25 protein-coding genes are annotated in these 26102 nt (G+C 66.5%); 15 read left to right on the top strand and 10 right to left on the bottom strand.

Features of this window, described 5'->3' with window-relative positions; all coding sequences use genetic code 11:
- Window positions 1-86: 86 nt before the first annotated feature.
- The 6 genes from JOF46_RS20190 to JOF46_RS20165 all read left to right on the top strand — a co-directional run bounded on the left by JOF46_RS20190 (window position 87) and on the right by JOF46_RS20165 (window position 5769).
- Complete coding sequence (locus JOF46_RS20190) at window positions 87-578, top strand: DUF6328 family protein (RefSeq protein WP_209910675.1); 492 nt, start codon at window positions 87-89, stop codon at window positions 576-578.
- 134 nt (window positions 579-712) lie between these two features.
- A complete protein-coding gene (locus JOF46_RS20185) occupies window positions 713-1522 on the top strand; it encodes a copper homeostasis protein CutC (RefSeq protein WP_209910672.1) in 810 nt (269 codons plus the stop codon).
- 190 nt (window positions 1523-1712) lie between these two features.
- Window positions 1713-2498 carry a 2-oxo-hept-4-ene-1,7-dioate hydratase gene (gene hpaH / locus JOF46_RS20180; protein WP_209910671.1) on the top strand — a complete coding sequence of 262 codons (786 nt, stop codon included), beginning with the start codon at window positions 1713-1715 and terminating at the stop codon, window positions 2496-2498.
- A complete protein-coding gene (locus tag JOF46_RS20175; protein WP_209910668.1) occupies window positions 2483-3298 on the top strand; it encodes an aldolase/citrate lyase family protein in 816 nt (271 codons plus the stop codon). The genes hpaH and JOF46_RS20175 overlap by 16 nt, the downstream gene beginning before the upstream one ends.
- Window positions 3299-3627: 329 nt before the next feature.
- Window positions 3628-4374, top strand: coding sequence for a sulfite exporter TauE/SafE family protein (locus JOF46_RS20170; RefSeq protein WP_209910665.1), 747 nt, complete (start codon window positions 3628-3630; stop codon window positions 4372-4374).
- 66 nt (window positions 4375-4440) lie between these two features.
- On the top strand, window positions 4441-5769 hold the full coding sequence (locus tag JOF46_RS20165) for a cell division protein PerM (RefSeq protein ID WP_209910662.1): 1329 nt from the start codon (window positions 4441-4443) through the stop codon (window positions 5767-5769).
- Between the two features lie 7 nt (window positions 5770-5776).
- On the opposite strand, the gene JOF46_RS20160 is transcribed toward JOF46_RS20165, so the two are convergent.
- Both JOF46_RS20160 and JOF46_RS20155 read right to left on the bottom strand, forming a co-directional pair.
- Window positions 5777-6313, bottom strand: coding sequence for a DinB family protein (locus JOF46_RS20160; protein WP_209910659.1), 537 nt, complete (start codon window positions 6311-6313; stop codon window positions 5777-5779).
- Complete coding sequence (locus tag JOF46_RS20155) at window positions 6310-6717, bottom strand: hypothetical protein (RefSeq protein ID WP_209910657.1); 408 nt, start codon at window positions 6715-6717, stop codon at window positions 6310-6312. The genes JOF46_RS20160 and JOF46_RS20155 overlap by 4 nt, the downstream gene beginning before the upstream one ends.
- 156 nt (window positions 6718-6873) lie before the next feature.
- Here JOF46_RS20155 and JOF46_RS20150 point away from each other — a divergent pair, with 156 nt between their 5' ends.
- From JOF46_RS20150 to purN, 5 genes are all read left to right on the top strand, one after another.
- Window positions 6874-8400, top strand: a complete 1527-nt coding sequence (locus tag JOF46_RS20150) for an ABC transporter substrate-binding protein (RefSeq protein WP_209910654.1) — start codon at window positions 6874-6876, stop codon at window positions 8398-8400.
- 10 nt (window positions 8401-8410) lie between these two features.
- The gene (locus tag JOF46_RS20145; protein ID WP_209910651.1) at window positions 8411-9370 is read left to right on the top strand and encodes an ABC transporter permease; all 960 of its coding nucleotides are present in this window, start codon (window positions 8411-8413) and stop codon (window positions 9368-9370) included.
- On the top strand, window positions 9367-10194 hold the full coding sequence (locus JOF46_RS20140; protein ID WP_209910648.1) for an ABC transporter permease: 828 nt from the start codon (window positions 9367-9369) through the stop codon (window positions 10192-10194). Before JOF46_RS20145 ends, JOF46_RS20140 begins: the two co-directional genes overlap by 4 nt.
- A complete protein-coding gene (locus JOF46_RS20135) occupies window positions 10191-11930 on the top strand; it encodes a dipeptide ABC transporter ATP-binding protein (RefSeq protein ID WP_209910646.1) in 1740 nt (579 codons plus the stop codon). The genes JOF46_RS20140 and JOF46_RS20135 overlap by 4 nt, the downstream gene beginning before the upstream one ends.
- Before the next feature lie 262 nt (window positions 11931-12192).
- On the top strand, window positions 12193-12759 hold the full coding sequence (purN, locus tag JOF46_RS20130; RefSeq protein WP_209912090.1) for a phosphoribosylglycinamide formyltransferase: 567 nt from the start codon (window positions 12193-12195) through the stop codon (window positions 12757-12759).
- Window positions 12760-12849: 90 nt separating this feature from the next.
- On the opposite strand, the gene JOF46_RS20125 is transcribed toward purN, so the two are convergent.
- The 4 genes from JOF46_RS20125 to JOF46_RS20110 all read right to left on the bottom strand — a co-directional run bounded on the left by JOF46_RS20125 (window position 12850) and on the right by JOF46_RS20110 (window position 14894).
- Entirely contained in the window at window positions 12850-13152 is a 303-nt protein-coding gene (locus JOF46_RS20125) for a hypothetical protein (RefSeq protein ID WP_209910644.1), read from the bottom strand.
- 89 nt (window positions 13153-13241) lie between these two features.
- Window positions 13242-13571 carry a hypothetical protein gene (locus JOF46_RS20120; RefSeq protein WP_209910641.1) on the bottom strand — a complete coding sequence of 110 codons (330 nt, stop codon included), beginning with the start codon at window positions 13569-13571 and terminating at the stop codon, window positions 13242-13244.
- Complete coding sequence (locus tag JOF46_RS20115) at window positions 13564-14247, bottom strand: helix-turn-helix domain-containing protein (protein WP_209910638.1); 684 nt, start codon at window positions 14245-14247, stop codon at window positions 13564-13566. The genes JOF46_RS20120 and JOF46_RS20115 overlap by 8 nt, the downstream gene beginning before the upstream one ends.
- 128 nt (window positions 14248-14375) lie before the next feature.
- Window positions 14376-14894, bottom strand: a complete 519-nt coding sequence (locus JOF46_RS20110; protein WP_209910636.1) for a putative immunity protein — start codon at window positions 14892-14894, stop codon at window positions 14376-14378.
- Window positions 14895-15222: 328 nt separating this feature from the next.
- On the opposite strand from JOF46_RS20110, the gene JOF46_RS20105 reads away from it, so the two are divergent.
- Window positions 15223-16689, top strand: coding sequence for an FAD-dependent monooxygenase (locus JOF46_RS20105; RefSeq protein ID WP_209910633.1), 1467 nt, complete (start codon window positions 15223-15225; stop codon window positions 16687-16689).
- Between the two features lie 311 nt (window positions 16690-17000).
- Here the strand turns inward: JOF46_RS20105 and JOF46_RS20100 are convergent, their stop codons facing one another.
- A complete protein-coding gene (locus tag JOF46_RS20100) occupies window positions 17001-20033 on the bottom strand; it encodes an alpha-mannosidase (protein WP_209910629.1) in 3033 nt (1010 codons plus the stop codon).
- A 544-nt stretch (window positions 20034-20577) separates the two neighbouring features.
- On the opposite strand from JOF46_RS20100, the gene JOF46_RS20095 reads away from it, so the two are divergent.
- Both JOF46_RS20095 and JOF46_RS20090 read left to right on the top strand, forming a co-directional pair.
- Window positions 20578-21495 (top strand): N-acetylglucosamine kinase, encoded by a 918-nt coding sequence (locus JOF46_RS20095; protein WP_209910626.1) that lies wholly within the window; start codon window positions 20578-20580, stop codon window positions 21493-21495.
- A gap of 217 nt (window positions 21496-21712) precedes the next feature.
- Window positions 21713-22312: a hypothetical protein gene (locus JOF46_RS20090; RefSeq protein WP_209910623.1), complete on the top strand. Its 600-nt coding sequence runs from the start codon at window positions 21713-21715 to the stop codon at window positions 22310-22312.
- Window positions 22313-22490: 178 nt separating this feature from the next.
- Here JOF46_RS20090 and JOF46_RS20085 read toward each other — a convergent pair whose 3' ends face one another.
- Window positions 22491-23840 carry an MFS transporter gene (locus JOF46_RS20085; protein WP_209910619.1) on the bottom strand — a complete coding sequence of 450 codons (1350 nt, stop codon included), beginning with the start codon at window positions 23838-23840 and terminating at the stop codon, window positions 22491-22493.
- 384 nt (window positions 23841-24224) lie between these two features.
- On the opposite strand from JOF46_RS20085, the gene JOF46_RS20080 reads away from it, so the two are divergent.
- The gene (locus tag JOF46_RS20080; protein WP_483428553.1) at window positions 24225-24857 is read left to right on the top strand and encodes a hypothetical protein; all 633 of its coding nucleotides are present in this window, start codon (window positions 24225-24227) and stop codon (window positions 24855-24857) included.
- On the opposite strand, the gene JOF46_RS20075 is transcribed toward JOF46_RS20080, so the two are convergent.
- Window positions 24854-25522, bottom strand: coding sequence for a zf-HC2 domain-containing protein (locus tag JOF46_RS20075; protein ID WP_209910613.1), 669 nt, complete (start codon window positions 25520-25522; stop codon window positions 24854-24856). The genes JOF46_RS20080 and JOF46_RS20075 overlap by 4 nt on opposite strands.
- Window positions 25519-26022, bottom strand: coding sequence for a sigma-70 family RNA polymerase sigma factor (locus JOF46_RS20070; protein WP_209910611.1), 504 nt, complete (start codon window positions 26020-26022; stop codon window positions 25519-25521). Before JOF46_RS20070 ends, JOF46_RS20075 begins: the two co-directional genes overlap by 4 nt.
- Between the last annotated feature and the right edge of the window lie 80 nt (window positions 26023-26102).

Raw genomic sequence — 26102 nt, 5'->3', positions numbered from 1 at the left:
CAAGAGGGCAAAAGACGAATCCGGCAGGACCTCCCGGACCCGTTTCGGGCCCCGGTCCATGGGTTGGTAGCCCGGGAGGGAGCGCAATGAACGGGCGCAATGAAAGTGTAGAGGAGCGTCTGGACCGGAACTGGAACGAGCTCATGCAGGAGCTGCGGGTCATGCAGACCGGAGCCCAGATCCTTGCCGCGTTCCTGGTGGTGCTGCCGTTCCAGACCGGCTTCGCCTCGCTGGGACATCCGGAACGGACCTTCTACCTGGTCCTCTTGGTGTTCTCCGCACTGCTCATCGTCCTGCTGGTCACCCCGGTGGCTGTGCACCGGCACTTCTTCGGCCAGCGCGTCAAGGTCACCACGGTGCGCATGGGCCACCTGATTTCCAAGATCGTGATCATCGGGGTCGGCGTCCTGGTGGCCGGGTGCGTGTGGTTCGTGGTGCAGGTCCTCTACGGCGCGGCGGCCGGGGCGCTGGTGGGAGGGCTGGTGATGCTGGCGGCGGTTTTCCTGCTGGTCGTCCTGCCGCGGATCATCAAGCCCAAGTCCTCGGTCCCGGCACTGCCGGACGACGGGCAGTTGTAACGCAGCGACCCGATAGCCTTGCAATTGGAGGTCGGGGGCAGAATCTTTCAGGTCCTGGGTAGCCGGCTGATGCCCCTGGCCCATGCCTACCACCCGGAACCAAGCACAGATACGAGAATCGAGCGACAGTGTCCATGAGCATCGAAAACCCCGCCGGGGACTTGACCCGTTTGGAGGGCGGCATGGAATCCGAGTCTGGCCGCTTGGTAGTTCAGGCGAAACTTGAAATCGCGGTCCAGGATGCGGCCGGAGCCAGGATCGCCCTGGAGAACGGAGCGGACCGCGTCGAGCTGTGCACCGCATTGGGCATGGGCGGGCTGACACCCACCCTGGGCACCATCGAGGCGGTGGTCACCGTCGGAATCGGCGTGCATGTGCTGATCCGCCCGCGCGGCGGCGGCTACACCTACACCCCGGACGAAATCGAGCTGATGGCCAGCGACATCACCCACGCCGCACACGCCGGGGCCGCCGGGATCGTGATCGGCGCACTGGCCGAGGGCGACGCAGCGCTGGACCTTTCGGTGCTCTCCACGCTGGTTGCCGCCGCCCACCTGGTGAACCGGGACATCGAAATCACCGTCCACCGCTGCGTGGACGTGCTGCTGGAAAACGGCATGCCGATTGCCGAGCTCGTTGCGCAGCTGCGCACCGTGGGCGCACACCGGATCCTGACCTCTGGAGGGGCTCCGGCCTCGGGCGCCGGCGCCGAGGTGCTGCACCTGTTGCGCACCGAGGCGGCGGGCAACCCGCAGATCCAGGCAGGCGGCGGCGTGCGGATCGAGGACATCCCCGCCCTGGCTTCGCTGGACGGCATCCACCTCTCGGCGCGCACCCAAAGCACCCGGGGCGCCTCGGGCCCCGGCGGCGGGGAATCGGCATTCGACGTGACCAGCCCCGAGCTGGTCGCCGCGGCGGCCGCAGCCCTGGCCCTGGCCCGATAGCACCTGGATCGACCGCGCTGCGGACGTTCCCGGGTCGTCGGGGGCGTCCGCAGCGCTGCATCCGGCCTTGACACGCGGATGGACGGAATGTGACTTGGGCTACGCATTGGCTAGCATGTTCACGTGTGGCCCCGGAATCTCGAAGCGGCCACAGCACCAAAACAAGATCTCCGGAAGGGCCCAGTCCAGCATGCTCAATGAAGAGACCATCACCCAGATAGCCGACGAGCTCGTGCAGGCGGGTCACGACCGCGTTCCGGTCAAGCGACTGACCGCCCGCTTCCCCGAAATGACCGTCGAGGACTCCTACAAGGTCCAAAACCTCTGGCGGCGGCGCTCCGAGGCCAACGGACGCACCCTGGCAGGCCGCAAGATCGGGTTGACCTCCCGCGCCATGCAGATGGCCACCGGCATCACCGAACCGGACTACGGAATCATCTTCGATGACATGGTCCTGGACTCGGGCTGCACCTTCGAATGGGACAAGTACACCCACCCGCGCGTGGAAATGGAACTGGCCTTCAAGCTCAACAAGGACATCGAAGGCCCCAACGCCAACATCTTCGACGTGCTCAATGCCACCGAGTACGTCATCCCGGCCCTGGAGATCCTTGACTCGCGCATCGAGATGGAGGGGCGCACCATCGTGGACACCATCTCGGACAACGCGGCCATGGGAGCGATGGTCATCGGCGGGAACCCGATGAAGCCGGCCGACATCGACCTGCGCTGGGTTTCGGGGATCCTGTACAAGAACCAGGTCGTCGAGGAAACCGGCGTCGCCGCCGGCGTGCTGAACCACCCGGCGGCCGGGGTCTACTGGCTGGCCAACAAGATCGCCGCCCACGGCGACAAGCTCAACGCCGGGGAGATCATCCTGGCCGGCTCCTTCACCCGCCCGATGTGGGTCGACAAGGGAGACACTGTCTTTGCCGACTACGGACGAATGGGGACCGTGACATGCCATTTCTCATAGAACCCGACCCGTCCTTCAAGGACGCGCTGCACCACGCCGATCGTGCGCTGGCCGGCATCTGGGTATGTTCCGGTTCCCCGCTGGTCGCCGAGATCTGCGCCGGTGCAGGCTTCGACTGGATCTTCATCGATGCCGAGCACTCGCCCAACGGGCTCGAATCGATCCTGGGCCAGTTGCAATCGGTGCGCGGATACCCGGTCATCCCGGTGGTACGTCCGCCGGTCAACGACACCGTGATGATCAAGCAGTACCTCGATTTGGGCGTGCAGTCGCTAATCATCCCCATGGTCAACAACGCCGTCGAGGCCCGCGCCGCGGTGTCCGCCTGCCACTACCCGCCGATGGGTGTGCGCGGCGTCGGTTCAGCGCTGGCCCGCTCGGCCCGCTGGAACCGCGTCCCTGACTACCTGACCCGCGCCGGGGAAACGCTGACCCTGATGGTGCAGATCGAATCGGCCGAGGCCGTTGCCAACGTCAAGGAGATCGTGGAAACCGAGGGCGTGGACGGTATCTTCATCGGTCCCTCGGACCTGGCCGCCTCGATGGGCGTGATCGGTCAGCAGGACCACCCCGACGTCGTCGCCGCGGTGGAACGGGCCATTGCCGTGGGCCGGGCCGCCGGGAAGTACGTTGGCGTCAATGCCTTCGCGGAAGCCTCGGCCCACCGCTACATCGAGCTCGGGGCCCACTATGTGGGGGTTGGGGCCGACGTGGCGCTGCTGGCCCGCGGCACCGAGGCGCTGGCAGCCAAGTTCCTGCCCAGCGCCGGAAGCCAGGCCGGGGCCCCGGCCAGCTACTGACCACACCGGGCAGCGCCCCGGAACACCAGTCAAGCGGTCCTGTTCGGAGGTTCGGTCCTCGTGCGGGGCCGCTTGCAACGTGTTCCCGCATGGGTGCCTGGGAGGTGCTTGGCGTCCGGCGCAAAGTCGGCAACAATTTAGATCCGTAAAACCAACATTTTAGATCAAGGTTGATCCAAGCCCGGGATTGCGGGGTTTTTGGCAGTTCGTAAAATCGAAAGAATTTAGATCGGCCGACCCGGGATTTCAGATCCGGCGACGCCGACCGGTCAGCTGGAAGCCGACCGGCCGTCACAAGCGCGCGGCCACAAGAGAATAGGCTCGATCGAATGGAACTTCCCCTCATCTTGCTCGTGCTTGGCATGGTTGTGCTCGGTGCCATCGCCCAGCGCGTGGCGGGACTCGGTTTCGCGATGCTCATCTCCCCGTTCCTGGTCCTCGCCCTGGGCGCGCACCAGGGGGTGTTCCTGGTGAACATCTGCGGAGTGGTCTCCTCGGCGATCATCGTCCCCCGGGTCTGGAAGGACATCGACTGGTCGATGTTCCGCTGGCTGTGCTCCTTCAGCGTCGTCGGATCGGTGGCCGGCGCACTGCTGGCCGGGGGCCTGCCCCAGGCCCCGCTGTCGATCGTGGTCGGCGCCACGGTGCTCGCCGCGCTGCTGCTTTCCCTGATCCTGGTGCGTGCGAACGTGACCGTCGCCGGGCAGGTTCCCAAGGCCGGCGCCGGGTTCCTCTCCGGGCTCACCAATGCCCTGGCCGGGGTCGGGGGACCTGCGGTGAGCGCCTACGCGGTGCTCGCCCGCTGGCCCCAACGCCCCTTCGCCGCGACCCTGCAGCCCTTCTTCGTGGTGACCGGAGCGGTCACCGTGGCCATGAAGTTCATCACCACCCCCGACCAGCTGCCGCCGCTGCCCGGATGGGCCTGGATCGCGGTTGCCGTGTTCATCGGTGCCGGGGTGCTCATCGGCGAGCAGGTCCAACGCGTGGTCACCGACCGGCACGCACGATTTTTCGTGCTTTGCTTTGCCTTCTTCGGTGCCGTCACGGCATTGGTCAGCGGATTGCGCGCGCTTTAACGCCGGGGTGCGCGCAAACGCGTCAATCAGGGCCGCGGGCACGCATCGATGGCACGATTGGAAGCAATGAGTGAGAAGAAAAAGCAGCCGCCCGCCGCGGCGGCATTGAACGCGGCACGCCAACGGCTGAGCACCGGCTGGCCCATGCCGTTGTTCCTGCAAGGTGCCTTCGAGTTCCTGCAGGCCGCCCTGTTCTCGGCCTTCCTCGTGGTCATCCCGTGGTTCGCCGTGTGGTTCAGCGGCGGCTTCGCTGACCGCAGCATCGAATCGGTGCTGAAGATGGGCGGACAGATCTGGCTGCTGATCCACGCGGTCCCGCTGCACCTGCTGCAGGTGGGCACCGGCGCCGACCCCTCCCAGGGCTCCGGGCTGCTGGATTTCACCCCGCTGGGTCTCACGCTGATCCCGTTCTTCCTGTGCTGGCGCGCCGGGCGGCGCATCGCGCGGGCCTCCTACACCGACTCGTTGTGGCAGGGCATCCTCGGGGCGCTGGGCGTCTACCTGCTCTGCGGGCTGTTCACCGGGTTCCTGGTGAACAACGAGGAAGCCTCGGTTTCGCTGTTGGCCGCCACCCTCATCCCCGCCATCCCTGCAGGCGCTGGGGTGGTCATCGGCGCCCGCCGCGAGGCCGGATCCTGGGGCCGGCTGATCGGCTTCGACGCCGCGGCCTGGATCTCCAAGACCTCGCAGCACTCGCGCTGGGCCGGGTCCTATGTGTGGGCGGTGCTGTGCGGCGGCACCCTGGCCTACATGTTCACCTTTGCGCTGTCCTCGCTGCTGCTGGCCATCAACCTGGGTGTGCACTGGGTCGATGTCTCCAACGTCTACCAGCAGCTGCGCCCCGGGGCCATCGGCTCGGCCGTGCTGACCCTGGGCCAGCTGGGGATCATGCCCAACCTGGCGCTGTGGACCCTGGCCTGGATCACCGGCGGCGGCTTCACCCTGGGGGTGGGCAGCACGCTGTCCACGCTGGAAACCACCGTCGGCCCGCTGCCGGCGGTCCCGGTTCTCGCGGCGCTGCCCTCCGGGGACCTGGCTTACGCCTGGGCGTTCATGGGCCTGCCGGTGCTGGCCGGGATGTTGGCCGGCTGGTACTTCCTGCGGGTGGGGGAGAACCACCTGGACGACTGGGTCTCCAAGCGCATCCGCTCCCGCTGGGCCTCCCTGGGCCTGTCAACCGTGGCCCTGGGCGTGTTCGTCGGCGCCTTCGCCGGGGCGCTGTCGCTGGTGGGTTCCTGGCTGGCCGGCGGCTCGCTTGGCATCGGGCGGTTCACCGAGGTGGGGCCGGATGTCCTGATGACCGCGCTGCTGCTGGCCGCCGAGGTCGCCCTGGGCACCGCCATTGGATACCTCATCTCCCCGCTGCTGGAGCACGACCCGGTGCTCGACGGCTAGATCCGCCCTAGTTGCGGGCCACGCCCAGATCGTGGTGCAGGTGGTGGGCCGCGTCGTGCCAGGCGTACTGGGCCAGCGTGGCGGTGGTGAACACCGCGCCGTTGGACCGGGTGCCCATCCGCGGGAGCTGTGCATCGGTCAGCGCCTCCAACGCCCCGGCGAAGGCCAGCGAGGCTTCCTCGAGCATCCGGGCGACCTCGAGGGCCGGGATCGAGGCGTAGTCGTTCGCGACGGCCGCCGCATCCTGGTCCCAGTTCGCAAACAACGGGGCGTCCTTCTCGACGATCAGCGCCAGGCGCTCGGTCATCACCCGGTACATCTGGGCCACGTGGGCCACGTATTCGTGCGCGCTCCACACCATCGGCGAGGGCCGGGTGCCCGCGCCGGGGGAGCCCAGCACCTCGGCAAAGCGCCCGGAGGCCTCGCGCACCAAGGCGGCGACCTGCGCGGTGCTCAGCGCCCGCACATCGATCCCGCACTCGTTGCAGGTTTCGTTCAGCACCAGGGTCCAGTCCTTGGTGTCGGGCATGATTTGTTCGCTCATTTCAAGATCCTCAATTCACTTGGGTCCAGTTGTTTCTTGAATTCCTGGGTGCATGCCGCCTCCGAGCGCAGCGTCAGGGCGTCGCGCTGGCATTGCTGGTAGTGCAGGGCCGGCCCGTAGAAGGCCAGCTGCCCGGCCAGCGGCAGCGCGAAGAGCCCGCAGGCCAGCGTCGCGACGGGGGCGGCTATCCGCAGCATGCCGGCGGCGGGGTTCCGCCATGCCAGCACGCAGGTGATGGCCCCGACGACGGTTCCGGCCACAGCGAAGGGCAACCCGCCCAGCCGCCACGGCAGCGGCAGGTACCAGAAGCACAGTGCACAGGCCATGGCCGCTATGGTGGCCGCGACCCAGGCAAGGAGCGGGCGCGCGGGATCGGATGCCCCAGTGGTGGTGTTGCTGCCCATATCTTCCACACTAGACCCGATGGCCCCGATCGATACAGGGAATGGGTTAGCACCGGGGCCCTGTGCGTACGATAATGGTTTGTCAGCGGTGCATTCGCACCACGGGCGGCGCCCGGCGCCGACCCACCCCGGGTAGCTCAAAGGAATGATGGTTCGATGCAGGCAATCTTGACGGCCCGACGTGGCAGGCGGGGCGCACGGCTCGCCGCCGTGCTTGCTGCGCTGCTGATGCTGGCGGCCTGCAGCGCTGGATCCACCGGCGGGGCACCGGCGGACAAGGACAAGCTCGTGGTCGCGCTGACCGGCGAGCCGGTGAACCTGGACTTCACCACCACTGCCGGGGCAGCGATCCCGCAGGCCATGATGGCCAACGTGTATGAGGGCCTGGTGACCCTGGACCAGACCGGCGCGATCCGCCCGCTGCTGGCCACGAAGTGGGAAACCAGCAACATGAACAAGTCCTACACCTTCACCCTGGTCGAGGGCGCGACGTTCTCCAACGGGGCGGCCTTCGACGCCGAGGACGTGAAGTTCTCCATCGAACGGGTCAAGTCCTCGGCGTGGCTCAACGGGCTCAAGTCCAAGATGGACGATGTCCAGGACGTGGTGGTCAACTCGCCGACCTCGGTCACGGTGAACCTTGCCCGTCCCTCGCAGGCCTGGCTGTACTCGATGACCACGCTGGTCGGGGCCATGTTCGACCCCTCGGGCGTGGACGACCTGGCCAACAACCCGGTGGGCACCGGACCCTACAAGCTTGCCTCCTGGGCGCGCGGGGAATCGATCAACCTGGTCGCCCGCCCCGACTACTGGGGCGCGGCACCTGGCATCAAGGACGTGTCCCTGCGCTACTTCGCCGACGCCATCGCGACGACCAACGCGCTGTCCTCCGGGGACGTGGATGTCATCTACAACATGCAGGCCCCCGAGCTGCTTTCCTCCTTCGAGTCCAACCCCGCCTACCAGGTGCTCGAGGGCACCTCCAACGGCGAGGTCATCCTCTCGATGAACAACAAGGCCAAGCCCTTCAACGACAAGCGGGTGCGCCAGGCGGTGCTCTACGCCATCGACCGCAAGGCCGTGCGCGACACCGCCTGGAACGGGCTGGGCACCCTGGTCGGCGGGCCGGTGCCGCCCACCGACCCGTACTACGAGGACCTCAACGACCGCTACCCCTTCGACCCGGCCAAGGCCAGGGCCCTGCTGAAGGACGCCGGGGCCCAGGACCTGAAGATCACCTTCACGGTGCCCACCCGCCCGTACGCCACGGCGGTCTCGGAGATCGTCCAGTCGCAGCTGCGCGACGTGGGCATCGATGCGAAGATCGCCTCCGCCGAGTTCCCGGCCGTGTGGCTGGATCAGGTCTTCACGCGCCACGACTACCAGATGTCGGTGATCCTGGCCGTGGAGGCCCGCGACCTGCTGACCATGTTCAACAACCCCAACTACTACATCGGCTACGACAACTCCAAGATCAAGGACGAGGCCGCCGCGGCGGATGCGAGCGACGAGGCGAACTACGTCGAGGGCATGAAGAACGTGGTGCGCACCATCGTGGACGATGCACCGGTGGACACGCTGTTCATCTTCCCGAACATCTCGGTGGCCAAGGCGGGGATCAGCGGGCTGGGGGCCAACTCGGTCACCGAGGCGCTGAACCTCGCGCCAATCGCCTGGTCCTAGGGCGGCGCACATGCTGGTGCGCATTGCGGGGAACCTCGCACGCTTCGTGCTGTCCCTGCTGGCGGCCACCCTGGCGGTCTTCGCGCTGATGCGCGTGCTGCCCGGGGACCCGGCGGCCATCGCCGCCGGGGAAAACGCGACCCCCGAGGTGGTGGCGGGCCTGGCGAAGCAATTCGGCACCGACAGGCCGCTTCCGGTGCAGTACTGGGACTGGTTTTCCGGGCTCTGGCGCGGGGACTTCGGGGTCTCCTATGTGACCCGGACCGACATCTCGCCGCTGGTGGCGGACAAGGCGCAGGTCTCGCTGATCCTGGTGACCCTGGCCATGGTGCTCGCGCTGGCGATCGCGGTCCCGGCCGGGACCATTGCCGCGGTGTGGCACAACAAGCCCTCCGGCGCGGTGATCTCCGCGGCCAGCCAGCTGGGCATCGCGATCCCCGGCTTCCTGCTGGGCATCGTGCTGGTCTCCTTCTTTGCGCTGCGCCTGGGCTGGCTGCCGGCCAACGGCTGGGTGGCCCCCGGGGACGACTTCGCCGGATTCCTGGCCCGGCTGGTGCTGCCGGTCATTGCGCTGGCCGGGGTGCAGTCCGCGATCCTGGTGCGCTACGTGCGCTCCGCGGTGCTGGAGGTCATGCACGAGGACTACCTGCGCACCGCCCGGGCCAAGGGCCTGTCCCCGCTGGGGGCGCTGGTGCGGCACGGGCTGCGCAACGCCGCGATCCCGGTGCTGACGGTGACTTCCGTGCAGTTTTCCGCGCTGATCATCGGCGCGGTGGTCATCGAGCGGGTCTTCGTGATCCCGGGACTTGGCTCGATGCTGCTTTCCGCGGTGGGAAACCGGGACCTGCTCACCGTCCAGTCGGTGGTGATGGTGCTGGTGGCCATCACCCTGGTCGTCAACCTGCTGGTGGACGTGCTGTACACCATCGTTGACCCGCGCATCCGCGCAGCCGCCCAGGGAGAGAGATGAGAAACGCCCGACCCACCCCGGCCCTGCTCGTCGGGGCCGCGATCGTGGCCCTGATTGCGGCCACGGCCCTGCTCTCTTTTATCTATACGCCCTTTGACCCGTTGCAGGTCAACGCGCCGGCGCGGTTGCAGGGCCCCGGCCCGCAGCACTGGCTGGGCACCGACAACCTGGGCCGCGACCTGCTCTCCCGCATCCTGGTCGGGGCACGGATCACGCTGCTGGTCGGGGTGGTCTCGGTCGGCATCGCGGTGCTCATCGGCACCCCGGTCGGCATCTGGGCCGGGATGAAGCGCGGCGCGGTCGAGGAGATCACCATGCGCGGCGCCGACATCCTGCTGGCCTTCCCCGCGCTGCTGCTGGCCATCATGTTCGCCGCGGTCTACGGCGCCTCCACCGTCTCGGCGATGGCGGCGATCGGGTTGGCCTCGGTGCCCGGCTTCGCCCGGGTGGCCCGCGCCGGGACGCTGCAGGTCATGAACGCCGAATACGTGCTGGCGGCCCGGGCCGCGGCCCAGCGCCCGGTGCGCATCGCCGTGCGCCACGTGCTGCCGAACATCACCGGGATGCTGCTGATCCAGTGCTCGGTGACCTTCGCCCTGGCGGTGCTGGCCGAGGCGGCGCTGTCCTTTCTGGGCCTGGGCACGCCCCCGCCGGTGCCCTCCTGGGGGCGGATGCTGCAGGAATCCCAGCAGTACTGGGGCACCTTCCCGGCCATGGCAATCTGGCCCGGGCTGGCGATCGCGCTGGCCGTGATGGGCTTCAACCTGCTCGGGGACGGGCTGCGCGACTGGCTGGACCCGAAGCTGGGCAGGGGCAAGGCATGAGCCAAGGCAACGAAATCCAAGAAGAGCCGCTGCTGCGCGTCGAAAACCTGGGCATCGCCGCCGGGGACACCCCGTTGGTTTCCGGGTTGTCCTTCTCCATGGCCGCCGGCGAGCGGATCGGGCTGATCGGCGAATCCGGGTCCGGCAAGTCCCTGACCGCCACGGCCCTGCTGGGCCTGCTCCCCGAGGAGCTGACGCCCAGCGGCAGCGCGCACCTGCGCGGGTTCGCCCCGGAGTTGCTCACCGCCGGTGACAAGGCCATGAGGGGGCTGCGCGGGGATGAGATCTCGATGGTCTTCCAGGAGCCGCTCTCGGCCCTGAACCCGCTGATGAAAATCGGCGCGCAGGTCGCCGAGGTGATGCTGGTGCACCGCACGGTGCCCACCCGGTCCGCGGCCGGAAAACGCGCCATCGAGCTGCTGGCCTCGGTGAAGATCCCCGATCCGGCGCAGGCCGCCGGGGCCTACCCGCACCAGCTCTCGGGCGGGCAGCGCCAGCGCGTCATGATCGCCATGGCCCTGGCCAACGACCCGCAGCTGCTGCTGGCCGACGAACCGACCACGGCGCTGGATGTCACGGTGCAGTCACAGGTCCTGGAGCTGATCTCCGCCCAGGTTTCCGAGCGCGGCACCGGGCTGCTGTTCATCACCCACGACCTGGCCGTGGTCGCGAACATGTGCACCCGGGTGCTGGTGCTGAGCAAGGGCAGGCTGGTGGAATCCGGGGACATCGAGAAGATCTTCACGGCCCCGGCCCACCCGTACACCCGGGCGCTGCTGGCCGCCAGCGACATCTCGGCCACCGATGCACGCGGCCGGCTGTTCACCGTGGACACCGCCGCCGGCTACGTGCCCCCGGCGCTGCGCACCGGGGTTGCCAAGGACACCGCCGCCGGTGCGCCGGGGCGTTCCGTGCGGCCCGCCGGGGACGCGCTGATCACCGCCACGAACCTGGGACGGACCTACCACCGCGCCCGCACCAGGGCCTTTGGCCCGCGCCCCGTGGTCAAGGCCCTGGACGATGTCAGCTTCAGCATTGCTGCCGGGGAACGGGTGGGCATCGTGGGGGAGTCCGGCTCGGGCAAGTCCACGCTGCTGCGCATCCTGGCCGGGCTGGACGCCCCGAGCACCGGCAGCGCCGTGGTGGCCGGAACCGAGGTCTCCGGGGCCAGGGAGGCGGACCTGGCGCCGCTGCGCCGCCAATTGCAGATCGTCTTCCAGGACCCGATGGGTTCGCTGGACCCGCGGATGAAGGTCTCCGACATCATCGCGGAGCCGCTGCTGGTGCCCGGCCAGACGCTGGATGCCCGCGGGCGCGAGGCCGCGGTGCACAGGATGCTCGGGCTCGTGGGCCTGGAGCCGGAATCCGCGTCCCGCTACCCGCACCAGTTCTCCGGCGGGCAGCGCCAGCGCATCTCCATCGCCCGGGCCCTGGTGAACCGCCCGAGCATCCTGGTGGCCGACGAGCCGGTTTCCGCGCTGGATGTCTCGGTGCGCGCCCAGGTGCTGAACCTGATCGCGGACCTGGTGGACGAGTACGCGCTGACGCTGCTGATGGTCTCCCACGACCTGTCGGTGGTGCGCCACCTGTGCGACCGGGTCATCGTGATGAAGGACGGGCGGATCGTGGAGTCCGGGGACACCGAACAGATCTACAACAACCCCGCCCATCCCTACACGGCCGAGCTGGTGGCCAGTTCGCTGGACCTGGGCGAGGAGCTGGCGCCGAGCCCGTAGGGTGGCTGGCATGGAACCGGGATTGCTGGAATTCGCTTCCGCACCGGTGAACCGTGGGTTGGTGGTCGCGGCCGGGCACCTGGTCATCGGCAGCGGGATCCGCGCATCGAAGATCCTGTGTTCCGGCGCCGTGCTGGCTTCCCTGCCCGGAGCCGAGGTCCTGCCGCTGGCCAAGGAACAAGAAAACCAAACCACGGGTGGGTATGCGTCATGGCAATCACGGATGCAAGTTCCCCTGACACGTACAACTAAACTGGTACCCATGCGCATCGTAGTTCTTGTCTCCGGCACCGGGTCCAACCTCCAGTCCGTCATCGACGCCGTCGCCGACGGCTCGCTGAAAAACGTGGAAATCGCCGCCGTCGGCGCCGACAAGCACGGCACCTACGGGGTGGAACGCTCCGCGGCCGCCGGCATCGACACCTTCGTGGTGAACTTCAAGGACTACGACGACCGCGCCGAATGGAACCACGCGCTGACCGAAAAGTGCCTTTCCTACACGCCGGACTACGTGGTCTCCTCGGGCTTCATGCGCATCGTCGGGGAGGAATTCATCAACGCCTTCGACGGCACCTACATCAACACGCACCCGGCCCTGCTGCCGTCCTTCCCCGGTGCCCACGGCGTGCGGGACGCCATGGCCTACGGGGTCAAGGTCACCGGCTGCACCGTGCACATCGCGGACGCCGGGGTGGACACCGGTCCGATCCTTCGTCAGGAAGCGGTGGTGATCGAGGACGACGACACCGAGGAGTCGCTGCACGAGCGCATCAAGGTCGTCGAGCGCCGCCTGCTCATCGCCACGCTGGCCGATTTGGCCGGGAAGTAGCACCCGGCTTTTCGAAGCAGGAGGCCTGCCCGGCTTGGTTCCGGGCGGGCTTTCTGGTTTTGTGGGGGTCGGCCTGCAGGTCTAACTGCCTCATTCGTGCTTGAGCAGCTCGCGCAGGGCATGGACTGCATCGGCAAGTTCATCTTGTCCTACGCCGAGGCGGTGAGGATGCTGCGAGCCGAGGTCCTTGATGAGGCGCCTGATGCGCCAGAGACCCCTGCCAAAGAGCGCTTGCCCACGGTTCGTGTTGGAAAGCAGCACCGCCAGGGAAATGGCGTCCTGCGGGTGTCTTTGCGAATCCCTGGAGTCTGCTCGGTAGGCATCGGATTTGAGCATCAGCGCACCAACGATATCCGGGGCCGAGACGATCGACGACCCTTGGGCATGAACCAATTCGAATTCAATGGTTCTTCGCAGGGCGTTTGTGCCGCCAGGAGCTTGGACGACGCCCCGAGGCTTGAACCGTTGCAGGATTGATGGAGCTAAATGGTCCGCGACCAAGAAATCGACTTGGTCGTTGCCTCGCCTGTAGCGATGTGCATCTCCAGTCGATAGCCGAGGCGCTTCAGTCCATCGCCAAACACGGACATGCTGTCGCCCGGGAGCTCAACGTGAATAAGCGCATCCACGTCACTTGTTGGCCTGGTTGGCCGCTTGCCCGCGGCAATCACGTGCAACTGGACCATCAAGCCGCCGATCAACGACCAATGCCGGCTTGGGACAGCATCGGCCAGTTCGAAGACATTTGGCCAGGGCGAAGGCCAGAGGTCTCCGGGGACACGTACGCTTTGGCGGGGACGTTGCTCAGGCATTGTCGATTATCCTCTGCAAGGTATCCCGTCCTGCCCCGCGTTCGCGGATATCGTCGGAGTCCATCAAATCCAGCGCAATGACAGCGTCGGAACCCACTGCGCCCGAAATCAGATCCGGGCTGTCCACGAACCTGACAAGCACTCCGCCAACCTCGTCGAGGGCCATCGGAACTCGATCAAGCAGTGACTCGATGGAACCGACCCAATACCCTTCCAGGCGGTCCTCTTCCAAAACTCCGGCCAAGCCGAACCTGTCGGCAACGGTGTCTTCGGCGATCGAGCTTATGCCGGTTGGCACCAGGTTCCCGGCAAGACCGGACCGAACTCGCGGGCCCGCACTGAACCGCCTCAGCTGGCTGTGGTTGCGTGCCAAACGGTGCAACTCAGCAGCCTCCAGCGAGCGCAACTGCCTGGTGAGCCTCGACCGACGGGGCTGGTCGATGAGTTCCGTCTGCCGGTTGTGCAGTATTTCCAGCGCTGCCCATGCGGTTCTCGGAGACCAAATACGTCCCGGGGCCCGTGAACAGCGTTGGAGCCTGCGGATGGATGCCGGCTCGAAAAGAAGCGTGCCAGCCAATTTTGTCGCCTGGAGCCGACCGCTATCCACCAGGCGTCGCACGGCGGCCGGGGTGATGCCAAGCTCCTCGGATGCCATGGCGGTCGTGTAGAGATCCATGTATCAATTGTATCTGGAACAAAACTATTGATACATGGTTGGTGAATACTTCTGCCTGGGAATATTGATGAGTGCTGCGTAAGGGCTCCAGAGGCTCCCGGCCTCGATACCGAGGTCCACCTGCCGAGTCAATCGGTGAAGGCGTTCCAACAAATGGCATTGCGGTGCTTCTGGTCATCGAGAACCAGTTCACGGACCGCTGCAGGCAGTTGGGAGCGCTGCCATTCCCGTTCAGCTGCACGGGCCGCCGCGGCATCCCGGGGGTCCACATCCGCTCCGGCCGCCCTGATGGCGTAGGCGGCGGCTCCCAGGTCGTGGGCTGCCACGTGGGCGACGGCAACGGCCTGCCCGGCCGCAAGGGCCGCGAACTTCACCGGGTCGGGCCTTGAACGCCCCGCGGCATTGACCAGGAAAGCCTCCCTATGTGCCTCGCGCATCGGCACCTCGCCACGGATCCAGGCCCGGCCGACCTCGATGGCGTGCCGAGGTCGGGAATCGCCAGGTTGCCTGTCCTCGAAGAGCGGCAGCACGTGCTCGGCGCAGTCCAGCGCCCAGGCGGCAAGCAGCCGGTGGTGTTCATCGCTCAGTGTGCCCCCGCGACGGAGGGTGACCAGCCGGGGATCGCGCTCCTTGGGAAGGATCGGCATGCTGCAAATATACGCTTCTCGACGTTCCAGGGCACGGGTTCGGGGCGAAGCTTGCAGGTTTTCCGGGAGGTGGCACGGCGACAGGACTCTGCACCCCTCGACCAGCGTGATCGAGAGCGCCAGAACTGGTAGGACGCAGGGAATTCGGAGGCGGCGGGCAACCAATCCGGCATCGTGGACCACCTTGAAGAGGTCGAGGATGCCGATGTTGGCGATGCTTTGCATTTTCAGGATATCGCCTTCCATGGGGCTTGCCGCAAGCCCCGCGGCGTGCCATACACTGCTCGAAAGTGCACCCCTTGGCGGGGCGCCACCGGGAGGGAAGAACATGGCGGATGTGCTGATTGTGGGCAGTGGCCCGGCCGGAATGATGCTGGCCGGGGAATTGGCATTGGCAGGCATCGATGTGGCGATCATGGAGCGGCGCCTGTCGGGGGAGCTGGCCGAATCCCGCGCCGGCGGCTTCCACTGCCGCACCATCGAGGTCCTCGATCAGCGTGGGATCGCCGATCGCTTCCTGAAGGCGGGAAAAACGGTGCAAACCGCCCGGTTCGGCAACACGGTGTTGGACATCAGTGACTTTCCGACGCGGCACCCCTATGGGCTTGGTTTGTGGCAGAGCCAGATACAACCAATCCTCGAAGACTGGATCAACCAGCTCGGCGTGCCCGTGCACCATGGGCGGGAGGTCATTGGCTTCGACCAGGACGATACCGGGGTCACCGTCGAGACCTCCGAGGGCGCCAAACTCCGAACCACGTATCTGGTGGGGGCCGATGGCGGACGCAGCCTGGTCCGCAAGGCGGCCGGCATCGAATTCCCCGGGTGGGAGGCGACCCGCAGCAACCTGATCGCCGAAGTGGAAGTGTCCGAGGAGCCGCCCGCCGGGACGCTACTGGATGCGGCGGGGGTCCACGGCTTCAGCCTGCTCGACGACGGGCGCACCTACCGCGTCATCACCACGGAGCGGCAGCTCGGTTCACGCAACGACCCCGATTTGGGTGACCTGTCCAATTCCCTGACCGCGGCGTACGGGACGGACTTCGGAGTGCACAGCCCAACCTCGATCTCCAGGTTCACCGACGCCACCCGGCAGGCCGCAACCTACCGCAAGGGACGGGTGCTGCTCGTCGGGGACGCCGCACACGTGCACTATCCCGCCGGCGGCCAGGGGATCGGCCTGGGCCTGCAGGACGCCGTCAACCTTGGCTGGAAACTTGCACAGGTCCTCAAGGGCTTCTCGCCGGATTCCCTGCTGGATTCTTACCACGCGGAGCGCCATCCCGTGGGGCTCCGCGCGCTCAAGCACTCGATGGCACAAACGGCCCTGCAACGGAATGACGCACGCACCGCCGCGCTCGCCGAGACCGTCAACGAGCTGATGCACATGGACCAACCGCGCCGTCATCTCGCGGCGCTGATCCACGGCCTGGACATCGCCTACGACCTCGGGGAAGGGCACCCGCTGCTCGGACGACGCATGCCCGATCTTGACCTTGACACGGCCAACGGCCCCGAACGGGTCTTCGCCCTGCTCCATGAGGCCAGGCCGGTGCTGCTCAGCCTGGCCGAGTCGAACAGCCTCGAGACCGCGCCGTGGGCAGATCGGGTGAAGCCTGTCGAAGCCCGGTTCTCCGGCAGCTGGATGCTTCCGCTGCTGGGCGAGGTGGCAGCCCCCGCCGCGGTGCTGGTCCGCCCGGACGGTTATGTCGCCTGGGTGGGTGAAGGCTCCGATCAAGGGCTTGCTGACGCGCTCACGCTCTGGTTTGGACCGGGGACGCCCGCCAGAACGTGATCGTTCCCGGGGTATGCACCGTTTCTCCTGCGATGTCCGAACGCGTGGTGACGACGATCCCAGGCCCGGCGGCGGAAGCCTGGCGGGGACGGCCTCCGCCGGTGAGGAAAGAGGGCGTTTTTTCGTTGCCGTGACCGTGGATCATCGTTGGTCCCGGGCGCGTTCCTTGTTCATGATCATTTCCGTTTCAGCGGGGAGGAAGCCGAGCTTCGCGTTGATGGAACGCATCCACTTGTCCACGTCGTCACTGCTGGTCCTGACCCCACCGGCCATCGCCCTTCGGGACCTGAGCCAAAACGATGAATCCAATGCTAGCGACTGAGGCTGAAGCGCAAGGTTCGCACCTCGAAGGCCGTCAAGGAAATCTTTACCGTCCCGTTGGTGTGTTCGGCAATGCCGCCGTCACCCTCGATGTCATCCTCCAGCAGCGTGATGGCCGAGGCGCTTGCCACCGGGTGGTGGATGTTCACGGTGCCCGTGGCACGGCGGCCCAGCGACTCGTAGACGCGCACGACCAGGTCGCCGGACTTGTCGCCTGCCAGCTTTACGCTCGAGAGCACGATGCCCGCACCCTCGACGGTGACCAGCGGGTCGAACCCGTGGGCGCCGGTGAGGGTGCGCTCCGCGGAGTTCAGCAGGGCGCCGGCCTCGGTGGCCGAGGCGATGTCGGCGCCGATGACCAGGCCGTAGCGGTGCGTCTGGATGCCCTGGTCGGTCTCCGGATCCGGGAAGCGCGGGGCACGCAGCAGCGACAGGCGCACGTTGGTCATCACGCCGGAATCGGTGGAATCGCGGGTGACATCGAAACCGTAGATGGAGTCATTGACCAACGCGGCACCGAAGCCCGGCTCCTCGGCCAGGACGAAGCGGTGCATCGAGGTTTCGAACTTTGCCGCCTCCCAGCTGGTGTTCACGTGGGTGACGCGCTTGTGGTGGCCGAACTGGGTCTCGGCGATCACGTGCTCGGCGCGGATATCCAGCGGGAAGGAGACCTTCAGGAATTTCTCGGTCTCGTGCCAGTCGGTGACCTGCTCGATCTGCAGCACCCGCGAGCCAGGGGAAAGCGTCAGTTCCTGGCGCAGGGTCGACGCGGAGAAACTGCGTTCGATGATGACGCGGGCGGTGCCGTCCGCATCGGTGGACAGGGCGATCGCCTCGAGTTCGCGCAGGTCGGTGACCTGGTTGCGGTAGTACCTGTCAACGTCCCAGGCATCCCACTTGTTCGGGAAGTCCTGGTGCAGTTGCAGCAGGTTGGCCTCGGCGCCCACCGCGATGGTTTCGCGGCCCGTGGCGTTCTCGATCGCCGAGGTGATCAGGCCCCCGCGGGAAATCACGATGGTGACCAAGCCATTGGAGAGCACGAAGCCCTCCTCCGACTCGGTGGCGCTCACGGTGTCGGTGACCGCGGCCAGCTCGGCCACCGACACGCCGGCGCCGGTGCGGATGCCCGAGCGGTTGAACGGGGCCGCATTCAGCGCGATCGGGGTCTCGCCCGCGTCGACCAGTGCCGCCTGCGCGGCGGCGATGATGGCCTCGGCAGCCGTGGCGACCCGTGCGTATTCGGCAACGACCTCGCGGTGCACCCAGGCGATCGAGGTGCCCGGCAGGATGTCGTGGAACTGGTGCAGCAGCACCTGCTTCCACAGCGCGTCGATTTCCTCGTGCGGGTACTCGAAGCCTGAGTACACGGCGGCGGTGGCGCACCAGAGTTCGGCCTCCACCAGCAGCTGCTCGGTGCGGCGGTTGCCCTGCTTGGTCCGGTGCTGGGAAGTCAGCGTGGCGCGGTGCAGTTCCAGGTAGAGCTCGCCCACCCACACCGGCGGGTTCTCCAGCTCGGTCTTGGCGCGCCTGAAGAACTCGTCGGGGTGTTCCCACTTCACCTTGGCGCTGCCTTCGAGGTCGGCCAGGCGGCGTGCCTTGCCGGTCATCTCGCGGGTGGTGCCGCCGCCGCCATCTCCCCAGCCCACCGGTGCGATGGAGCCGGTGGCGTGGCGGGACTCGCGGAACTGGCGCGAGGCACGGGCGACCTCTTCGCCGGAGAGCTGCGAGTTGTAGGTGTCCATCGAGGGGAAGTGGCTGAAGACGCGCGAGCCGTCGATCCCCTCCCAGTTGAAGGTGTGGTGCGGGAATACGTTCTGCTGGTTCCAGGAGATCTTCTGGGTGAAGAACCATTCGAAGCCGGCCCGTTTCATCAGCTGCGGCAGCGCGGGGGAGTACCCAAAGGAGTCCGGCAGCCAGACCCCGGCGCAGGTGATCCCGAATTCCTCGCGGAAGAAGCGCTGGCCGTAATAAAACTGGCGGACCATGGATTCGCCCGAAGGCATCACGGTGTCGGACTCGACCCACATGCCGCCCAGCGGCAGGAAGCGGCCGGAGGCCACGGCCTTCTTGACCCGGACGTAGACCTCGGGACGGTGCTCCTTGAGCCAGGCGTATTGCTGGGCGCTGGACATGCCGTAGAGGAAATCCTCATCGTCATCGAGCATTTCCACCATGGAGGACGAGGTCCGGGCGACCTTGCGGATGGTCTCGCGCACCGGCCACAGCCAGGCCGAGTCGATGTGGGAATGGCCCACGGCGGAGATGCGGTGCGCGGATTCGTCGGCGCGCGCGGCCAGCACCCCGGCCAGTTCGGCGCGGGCCGCGGGCGCGGTTTCGGTGATGCGCTGCAGGTCCAGCACGTCAAGGGCGTTGTCCATGGCCTGCAGGATGCGCATGCGGCGCGGGCCCGCGGGCAGCTCGGCCTGCAGCTCGAGCAGCACCTCCAGGTCCAGGGAGAGCTCGTGGACCTCGGGTTCGAAGATCGCCAGGTCCATGCGTGCGGTGGTGTAAAGCCTGCGCGAGGACGAGGTCTGGATATCGCCTTCCCGGGTCGGAAGGAACGGGTGGTAGTCCAGCAGCACCGGGTTGGCGGCGGCCTCGATGAAGTAGTCCACCGTCTCGTCGCCCTCGGCGGCGTCGGCAACGGGGATCCACTGGTTGCGCGGGTTGATGGCCTTTACGGTGCTGCCGTCGGCCCGGTGGACCAGGCCTTCGCATTGGAAGCCGGTCATGTTCTTGTCAAAGCCCAAATCAACCAGGGCCTCGACGCGCTTGCCGGCCCATGCGGCCGGGACGGTGCCGCGCAGGTGGAACCAGGTCGTTCCCCACGCCGCGCCCCAGGCGGTGCCGACCGAATAATCGGTGTAGTCCAGGCCCATGGCTTCGGCCGGCGCGATGGGCTCGCCGGGAAGTTCGTGCCATTGAACCTCCAGCGGGAGGGCAACGGGGTGGATGGCAGGGCGGATGCGTTCCCCAAGGACCCGCCCAACACGTCCGAGGGTCAGGGGGATGTCGTCATGCATGAAGAATGCCTTTCGCGGGGCCGCGGCCCGAAGGATGGTGTCCAAGGGGCCGGGCGGGGGGTGCTCTGCAAGGATTTCGTCGTTGACCTGTCTTGTCAGCGTATCCGAGAAGACCTCCACCGTCCCGGAAGGTCCGGTCCAGGTCAACGGGAGGCCGTGCCGAACGTGCCCCCGCCCGGGGGCGGGAACGCGGGAGACGGCTCCCCGGGGTTTCGGGTGCCGGACCGCCAGGTGGGCGTGTCCCGGAGGGAAACACGTGGTGCCCGGGCAGCGATGTCCCGCAAGGGGACGGCAGCCGTCCACCGTGGCGGACGGGCAAGGACAGGCAATGGCGGATACGATGCCATCATGAATCAGGGCTTTCACCCGCAAGCGACGGTCGTTGCCGCAAGGCCCGCCGAACCGACCGTGTCTGGCCGGGAGCCGCGGACATGCCGCCGTTCAGCCTGTCCGTGAACGGCCCGGGCACCAGGCAGCCGGGGGAAAATGGGCAAGGACCACCACCCCGGCGATGCACTGGCGTCACCCACGAGAAGGAACATTCATGAGTAGCTCCCGGCAGAAACCGCTGGCCCTGGTGGGCCTGGACATCGGCGGAACCAAGACGCACGCCATGGCCTGGAGCGGTGGGACACGGCTCGCCGAAGCCAAGAGCGGAAGCGCCAACGTGCAGAACGTCAGTGTCGAGACAGCCAAGGCCAACATTGCCGAGGTGTTCGCCGCGCTCGGCGCCGGGCACATCGACCGGGTCGTGGCCGGTGCCGGCGGCATCGACACCGAGGCGGACGCCGGGTTCCTGCGTTCCCTGATCGCCGTCCACGCCCCGGATGCCGAGATCCTCGTGGTCCACGACACCCGGCTGGTCCTGGCCGCCGGCCACGCCTCCACCGGCATGGCTGTCATCCTGGGCACCGGTTCGGCGGCCTGGGGCGTCAACGCCGAAGGCAAGGAAGGCCGGGCCGGTGGCTGGGGCTACCTGCTGGGGGACGAGGCCAGCGGCTACTGGATGGGCCGCGAGGCGGTGCGCCACACGCTGCGCGAATTCAACCGGGGACTGGCCCCGGGCGAGCTGGGCAGGCGCGTGCTCGCGGCCAACAGGGTTTCCTCCCCGGACGAGCTGATTGCGCTCTTCCACGGCGACACCGACCGCCGCTACTGGGCCCAGCAGTCCCCGCTGGTCTTCGAGGCCCTCGCAACCGGGGACCCGGACAGCGCCGTGATCGTTGGGGAGGCGGTCGAGCATGTGTGCCAAATGCTCTCGGACCTCTCCGCACTGCTGGAAACCCAAGGGCCGGTCATCATCGGCGGCGGCCTGGGCATGCACCAGCCCGTCTACCAGGAGATGCTGCGCCATGCCCTGGGAGACATGGGACTGATCGAGATCCGCTTCCTGGTTCTCGACCCGGTGGAAGGGACGAAGTTCATTTCCGACCACAGTCCCATGCCCGCCACCACGGCCTAGCCAAGGACGTAAGCAACAGTGCACTCCGGCCCCCGTCAACGGGGGCCGGAGGGTACTGCGAGCAGTACATTGCCCACGGCGCACACGGGTTTCCTTATGTCTGGCTCAGGCGTGCTGACCGTCGGTCATGATGGATTACTTATTTGCGAACGTACGTTTGGCATGATGAGGCCCCTGTTTCTGGGAAGAGCGCGTAGTGGGGTAATTTTGGAATCCCATGCAACCGGACTACTCAGCATTCCTAGACGAATCCTCGGCCATCCGTTCGGAGGACCGCCAAGAGTACCTCGTTTGCGCTGCCATCATTCCCCTTGAATCTGCTGACGAAGTGAGGGAGCAACTGCTTCCCCTTAAGCTCAAGGGCCAGAAAAAACTTCATTGGACTGATGAGGATGAAGCACGACGACGGAAGATCGTTTCCGCGGTTGCGGAGCTTACACCCATGACAGCAGTAGTCACCCACATGAGCCAGCCTCGCAGGAAGACTGAGCATTTCCGTCGCAAGTGCTTGGAAACCATCTACTACGCACTTTCTGGGATGGGAATTCATCAGGTGACATGTGAATCACGCATGGAGAACCAAGGCAAGAAAGATGTGGCTCATCTTCTGACACTTCGACAGAAGAAATTTGTCGCGCCAGAATTCGATATCACTCATCGCCGAGGTGGAGATGAGCCACTTCTTTGGATTCCCGATATATTCCTGGGTGCAATCAACGCTAATCACAAGGGGATTAGCGAATATTATGACGCTCTCAAGGACTTCGTGGTCTACAACTCAACTACTGAAGATTCAATTAAAGACGAAAGACCCTAGATCCAGTCGTCCGGCTGGGGTTCAAGGGCCTTCTTCCCAATCCATCGCAATGGTGGGCACTTCCAGTGTTGCACGCGATGTAGCTCAGGACAAGTCGTCGTTTTCGTCGTACTGCACCGGGTTGCAAGGCAGCTCAGGCCGGAGGCCGCAGTTGTTTGGCGGAGGGACCCGGCCGGGCCTATTGCAGGGCGCGGCCCTTGGTCTCGGGGGCGAAGAACGCCATCAGGATGACAGCGGCCAGCACCATGGCCCCGGCCACCAGGAACAGGTTGCCCAGGCCCACCACGGGCCACAGCGCGGCAAAGGCCAGCGGCCCGAACCCGGCGCCCAGCCGGCTGAACGAGGATGCCCAGCCAAAGCCGGATCCGCGCAGCTCGGTGGGGTACAGCTCGGAGACGTAGGTGTAGAGCACCGGCACGGCGATCTGCACGACCACGCCGAAGACCAGCAGCCAGATCAGCGCCAGGGTGGGCGCATTGATGGTCACCGCGACCATCACCAGGATGATCGCGGACAGCGGCCCGGTGATGCCCAGCAGCCACTTGCGCCCGACCCGCTCGACCAGCAGCGCGGCGATGCCGACGCCGATCAACCCCATTAGCGCCATCACCGAGGTCATGAAGAACGCCGTGGACTGGACCATGCCGGTGTCGGCCAGGATGGACGGCATCCACGTCAAAGCCAGGTAGTAGACCAGCAGGATGGTCAGGAACAACGACCAGGAAACCATGGTGATCCGCGGGCTGAAGCGCCAGATCTTCACCAGCTGCTCCAGCCAGGACCCCGCGGACAGGCGCGGCACGGACTGGGGCTCGGGCAGCGTGTAGGGCGCCGCGGTGGCTCCGGTGCGGGCCACCAGGTCGTCGATGACCTTGGCCGCCGCGTCGCGCTGGCCCTTGCGGACCAGGTAGAGCGGGGATTCCGGGACGCTGCGCCGCACCCAGAACACCAGTAGCGCCGGCAGCACCATGACCACCAGGATCAGCCGCCAGTTTCCCGTGGTCGCCTGGACCCAGCCCGAAACAAAGAATGACAGCGCGGCACCAACCGGCCACCAGCCATCCATCGCGGTGAGCACCCTCCCGCGTTGCCTGGCCGGGGTGAACTCGCCGACCAGCGCGTAGTCCACCGGGATGCAGCCGCCCAGGCCCACCCCGGCAATGAAGCGGCAGGCCACAAACCATCCGAAGCCCGGGGCCAGGGCCCCGGCAACTGTGAAGATCGAGAAGATCAGCAGTGTCCAGGTGAAGGCCTTCTTGCGCCCGATCTTGTCGGCAATGGTTCCCCAGAGGAACGCGCCAAGGGCCATGCCCACCAGGTTGCCGGTGCCCAGCAGGGCGGCGGTGGTCCGGTCCAGTCCCCATTCGGCGGCAACCAGGGGGATCAATGCGCCGTTGAGCGTAACGTCCCAGGCGTCGAACATGAATCCCAGCCCGCCAATGATGAAGATCCTTCCCTGCACACCCCACTTCCACGGAAGGTTCTGGACGACCGATTCGCCGGTGGGAAGCTTCAGGAAATTGTTCATCAGGGATTGGCCTTTGGAAAGGTGCGGACCGACGCGGGACGGGGTACAGCCAGGACAACATGGTGGCAAATGCTGCAGCATGGAGGAAGTCCTACCGTGCCTGCCGTGAACAACGCTACGCGGTGCAACGGAAATACACAGAATAGGCCTTGACTTTTTGTGGCTTCGTGTTGCGTCGATCCGCATCATTCCGGCCCCGGCTCATCCGGTGAAGGCCCATGTGCCGGGGCTGTTCCGGTGCGGGGCAACCCGGGGTAGGCTCTGGTTATGGGAGTAGATTGGACCGCTCTCGAAGAGGCGATACGGGTGTCGGCTCTTCGCCAGGCGGAAGAAATAATTGACCGTCACCCGGACGAAATGTTCTATGCCGTTGCCCTTGACGGGGTGAGCGCGGACGAAACCGACCACATCGATTTGCCCGTGCTGGCCCTGAACTCCGAACAAGCCCTGACCCGCTCCCTCGCCGGTGACGACGAGGAAAACGACGAAGAGGACTTCGAGGACGAGGACGAGGAAGAGGACTTCGAGGAACGTGCCGACGCCGACGATGACGGGTCCGACAGGGACCTGAATCGCGACGTCAACAACAGCAACTCGGACGATGACGACGAGGACGAGGGCGAAGCCACCGACGAGGACGACGACGATGAAGACATCGACGCGGTCCTGAAGGAATTCGACGCGCTGACCTCCGGCGCCGAGCAGGGCTACTACTCGTCCAAGTGGAACCCCGCCGATTGGCAGTGGAGCCCCATCGAGCTCTTCGACGAGTCGGCCACCGAGCTGTGGAGCCAGGCGCTGACCAACGTCGCCAAGGACCACGGGTGGGAAAAGACCAACCGCCTGTACTATGAGATGCTCATCCGCGTCACCGAGTCGTTGCGCAACACCCTGGCCAAGGGACGCAACAAGGACGTTGTCGTCTACCTCTCGGATGACGACCACGGCGATGCCCTGCTGCGCAGGTGCCTCACCGAGGCGCAGCTGGCCAAGCATTTCCCGGAACTGGCACTTTAGCTAGGCAGTTGCGCGGACCCGTCCGAAAGGTTGAGCTGCGCGAGGATCCTTGAATCCACGTCGCGCAGCTGGATCGCCGAGATGTGCCCCATTTGCGTGGGTACGGCCCCGCTCAGGCGGGCCGTACCCGTCGTGGTCGCACTCCAGGATCCTGCCCGGTCGACCTGGCCGGAACTATCGATGACCCACAACGACAGGGTCCCGTTGGTGGGCAGGTCGGTGCCGCTGAACTGCAGCTCGGTGCCCCATGCCTTGGCATTCAATCCCACATCCACTCGCGGCCCGGCGGCCGAGACGACCTGGTAGCTGGCATCGGGTGCCGGGGCGGGATTCAGCACCGGTGCCAGGAACACGCCCGAGGCAACGGACGCGGCAACCGCAACCGCCGCCGCGGAGCCCCACACGGCCCGGCGCGTCCGGCGCCTGGCCCGCAGCCGGTCCAGCAGCTCCATCCCGGGTGCGGCCACCGGCGCCGCCGGTTCGGCCTCAAGCATCGCCCGGGCGGCCTGCGGGTCCAACGCACCCAGGCGCATCGTCACCGGGGAGTAAGAGGCAAGCTCCCTGCGGCATTGGGCGCACGATTCGAGGTGCGCCTCGAAGTTCCGGGCCGCCTCGGAATCCAGTCCGCCCAGCACGTAGGCGCCCAAGTCCATATGTTCGTTCACTGCTCGACCCCCATTTCCGCCAGGATCCCGCGCAGGGACCGCATCGCATAGTATGCCCGTGATTTCACCGTTCCCTGGGGGATCCCCAAGCTGGTGGCCGTCTGTGCCACCGTGGAACCCAGGTAGTGCAGGTGGACCACCACCTGCCGGTGCTCAAGGGTCAAACGCATCAGGGCCTCTTCCATGAGGATCTTGTCCAGGACGGCTTCCATGCCCGCGAATGCCCCGGCGGATTCCGGGTCCTGCTCGCCGAGTCCGGTGGCCGAAATCCGTGCCGCGGCCCGGCGGTGCCGGTCGATGATCACGTTGCGGGCCGTGGCAAACAGGTAGCTGCGCAGCGAACCGGTCAACTCAGGCGCAGCCTTCCACACCTTGAGGACGGTTTCCTGCACCACGTCGTCGGCCTCGTCGCGGTCGGCGGCCACACGCAACACGAAGCGGCGCAGGGCATCTCCGTGGTCGCGGTAGATATCCGACACCACTTGCGCATCTAGCGGCACATGGGCTCCATTGGGTCTTCTCGGGAACATGGGTTCACCCATTCAGACGCATCGGGACGGCAAAAGGTTCAAGCACCCTC

This window comes from Paeniglutamicibacter psychrophenolicus (assembly GCF_017876575.1).
Taxonomy (GTDB): domain Bacteria; phylum Actinomycetota; class Actinomycetes; order Actinomycetales; family Micrococcaceae; genus Paeniglutamicibacter; species Paeniglutamicibacter psychrophenolicus.
The sequence above is the reverse complement of the archived record's forward strand: the minus strand, read 5'-3'. Positions and strand labels throughout refer to the sequence as shown.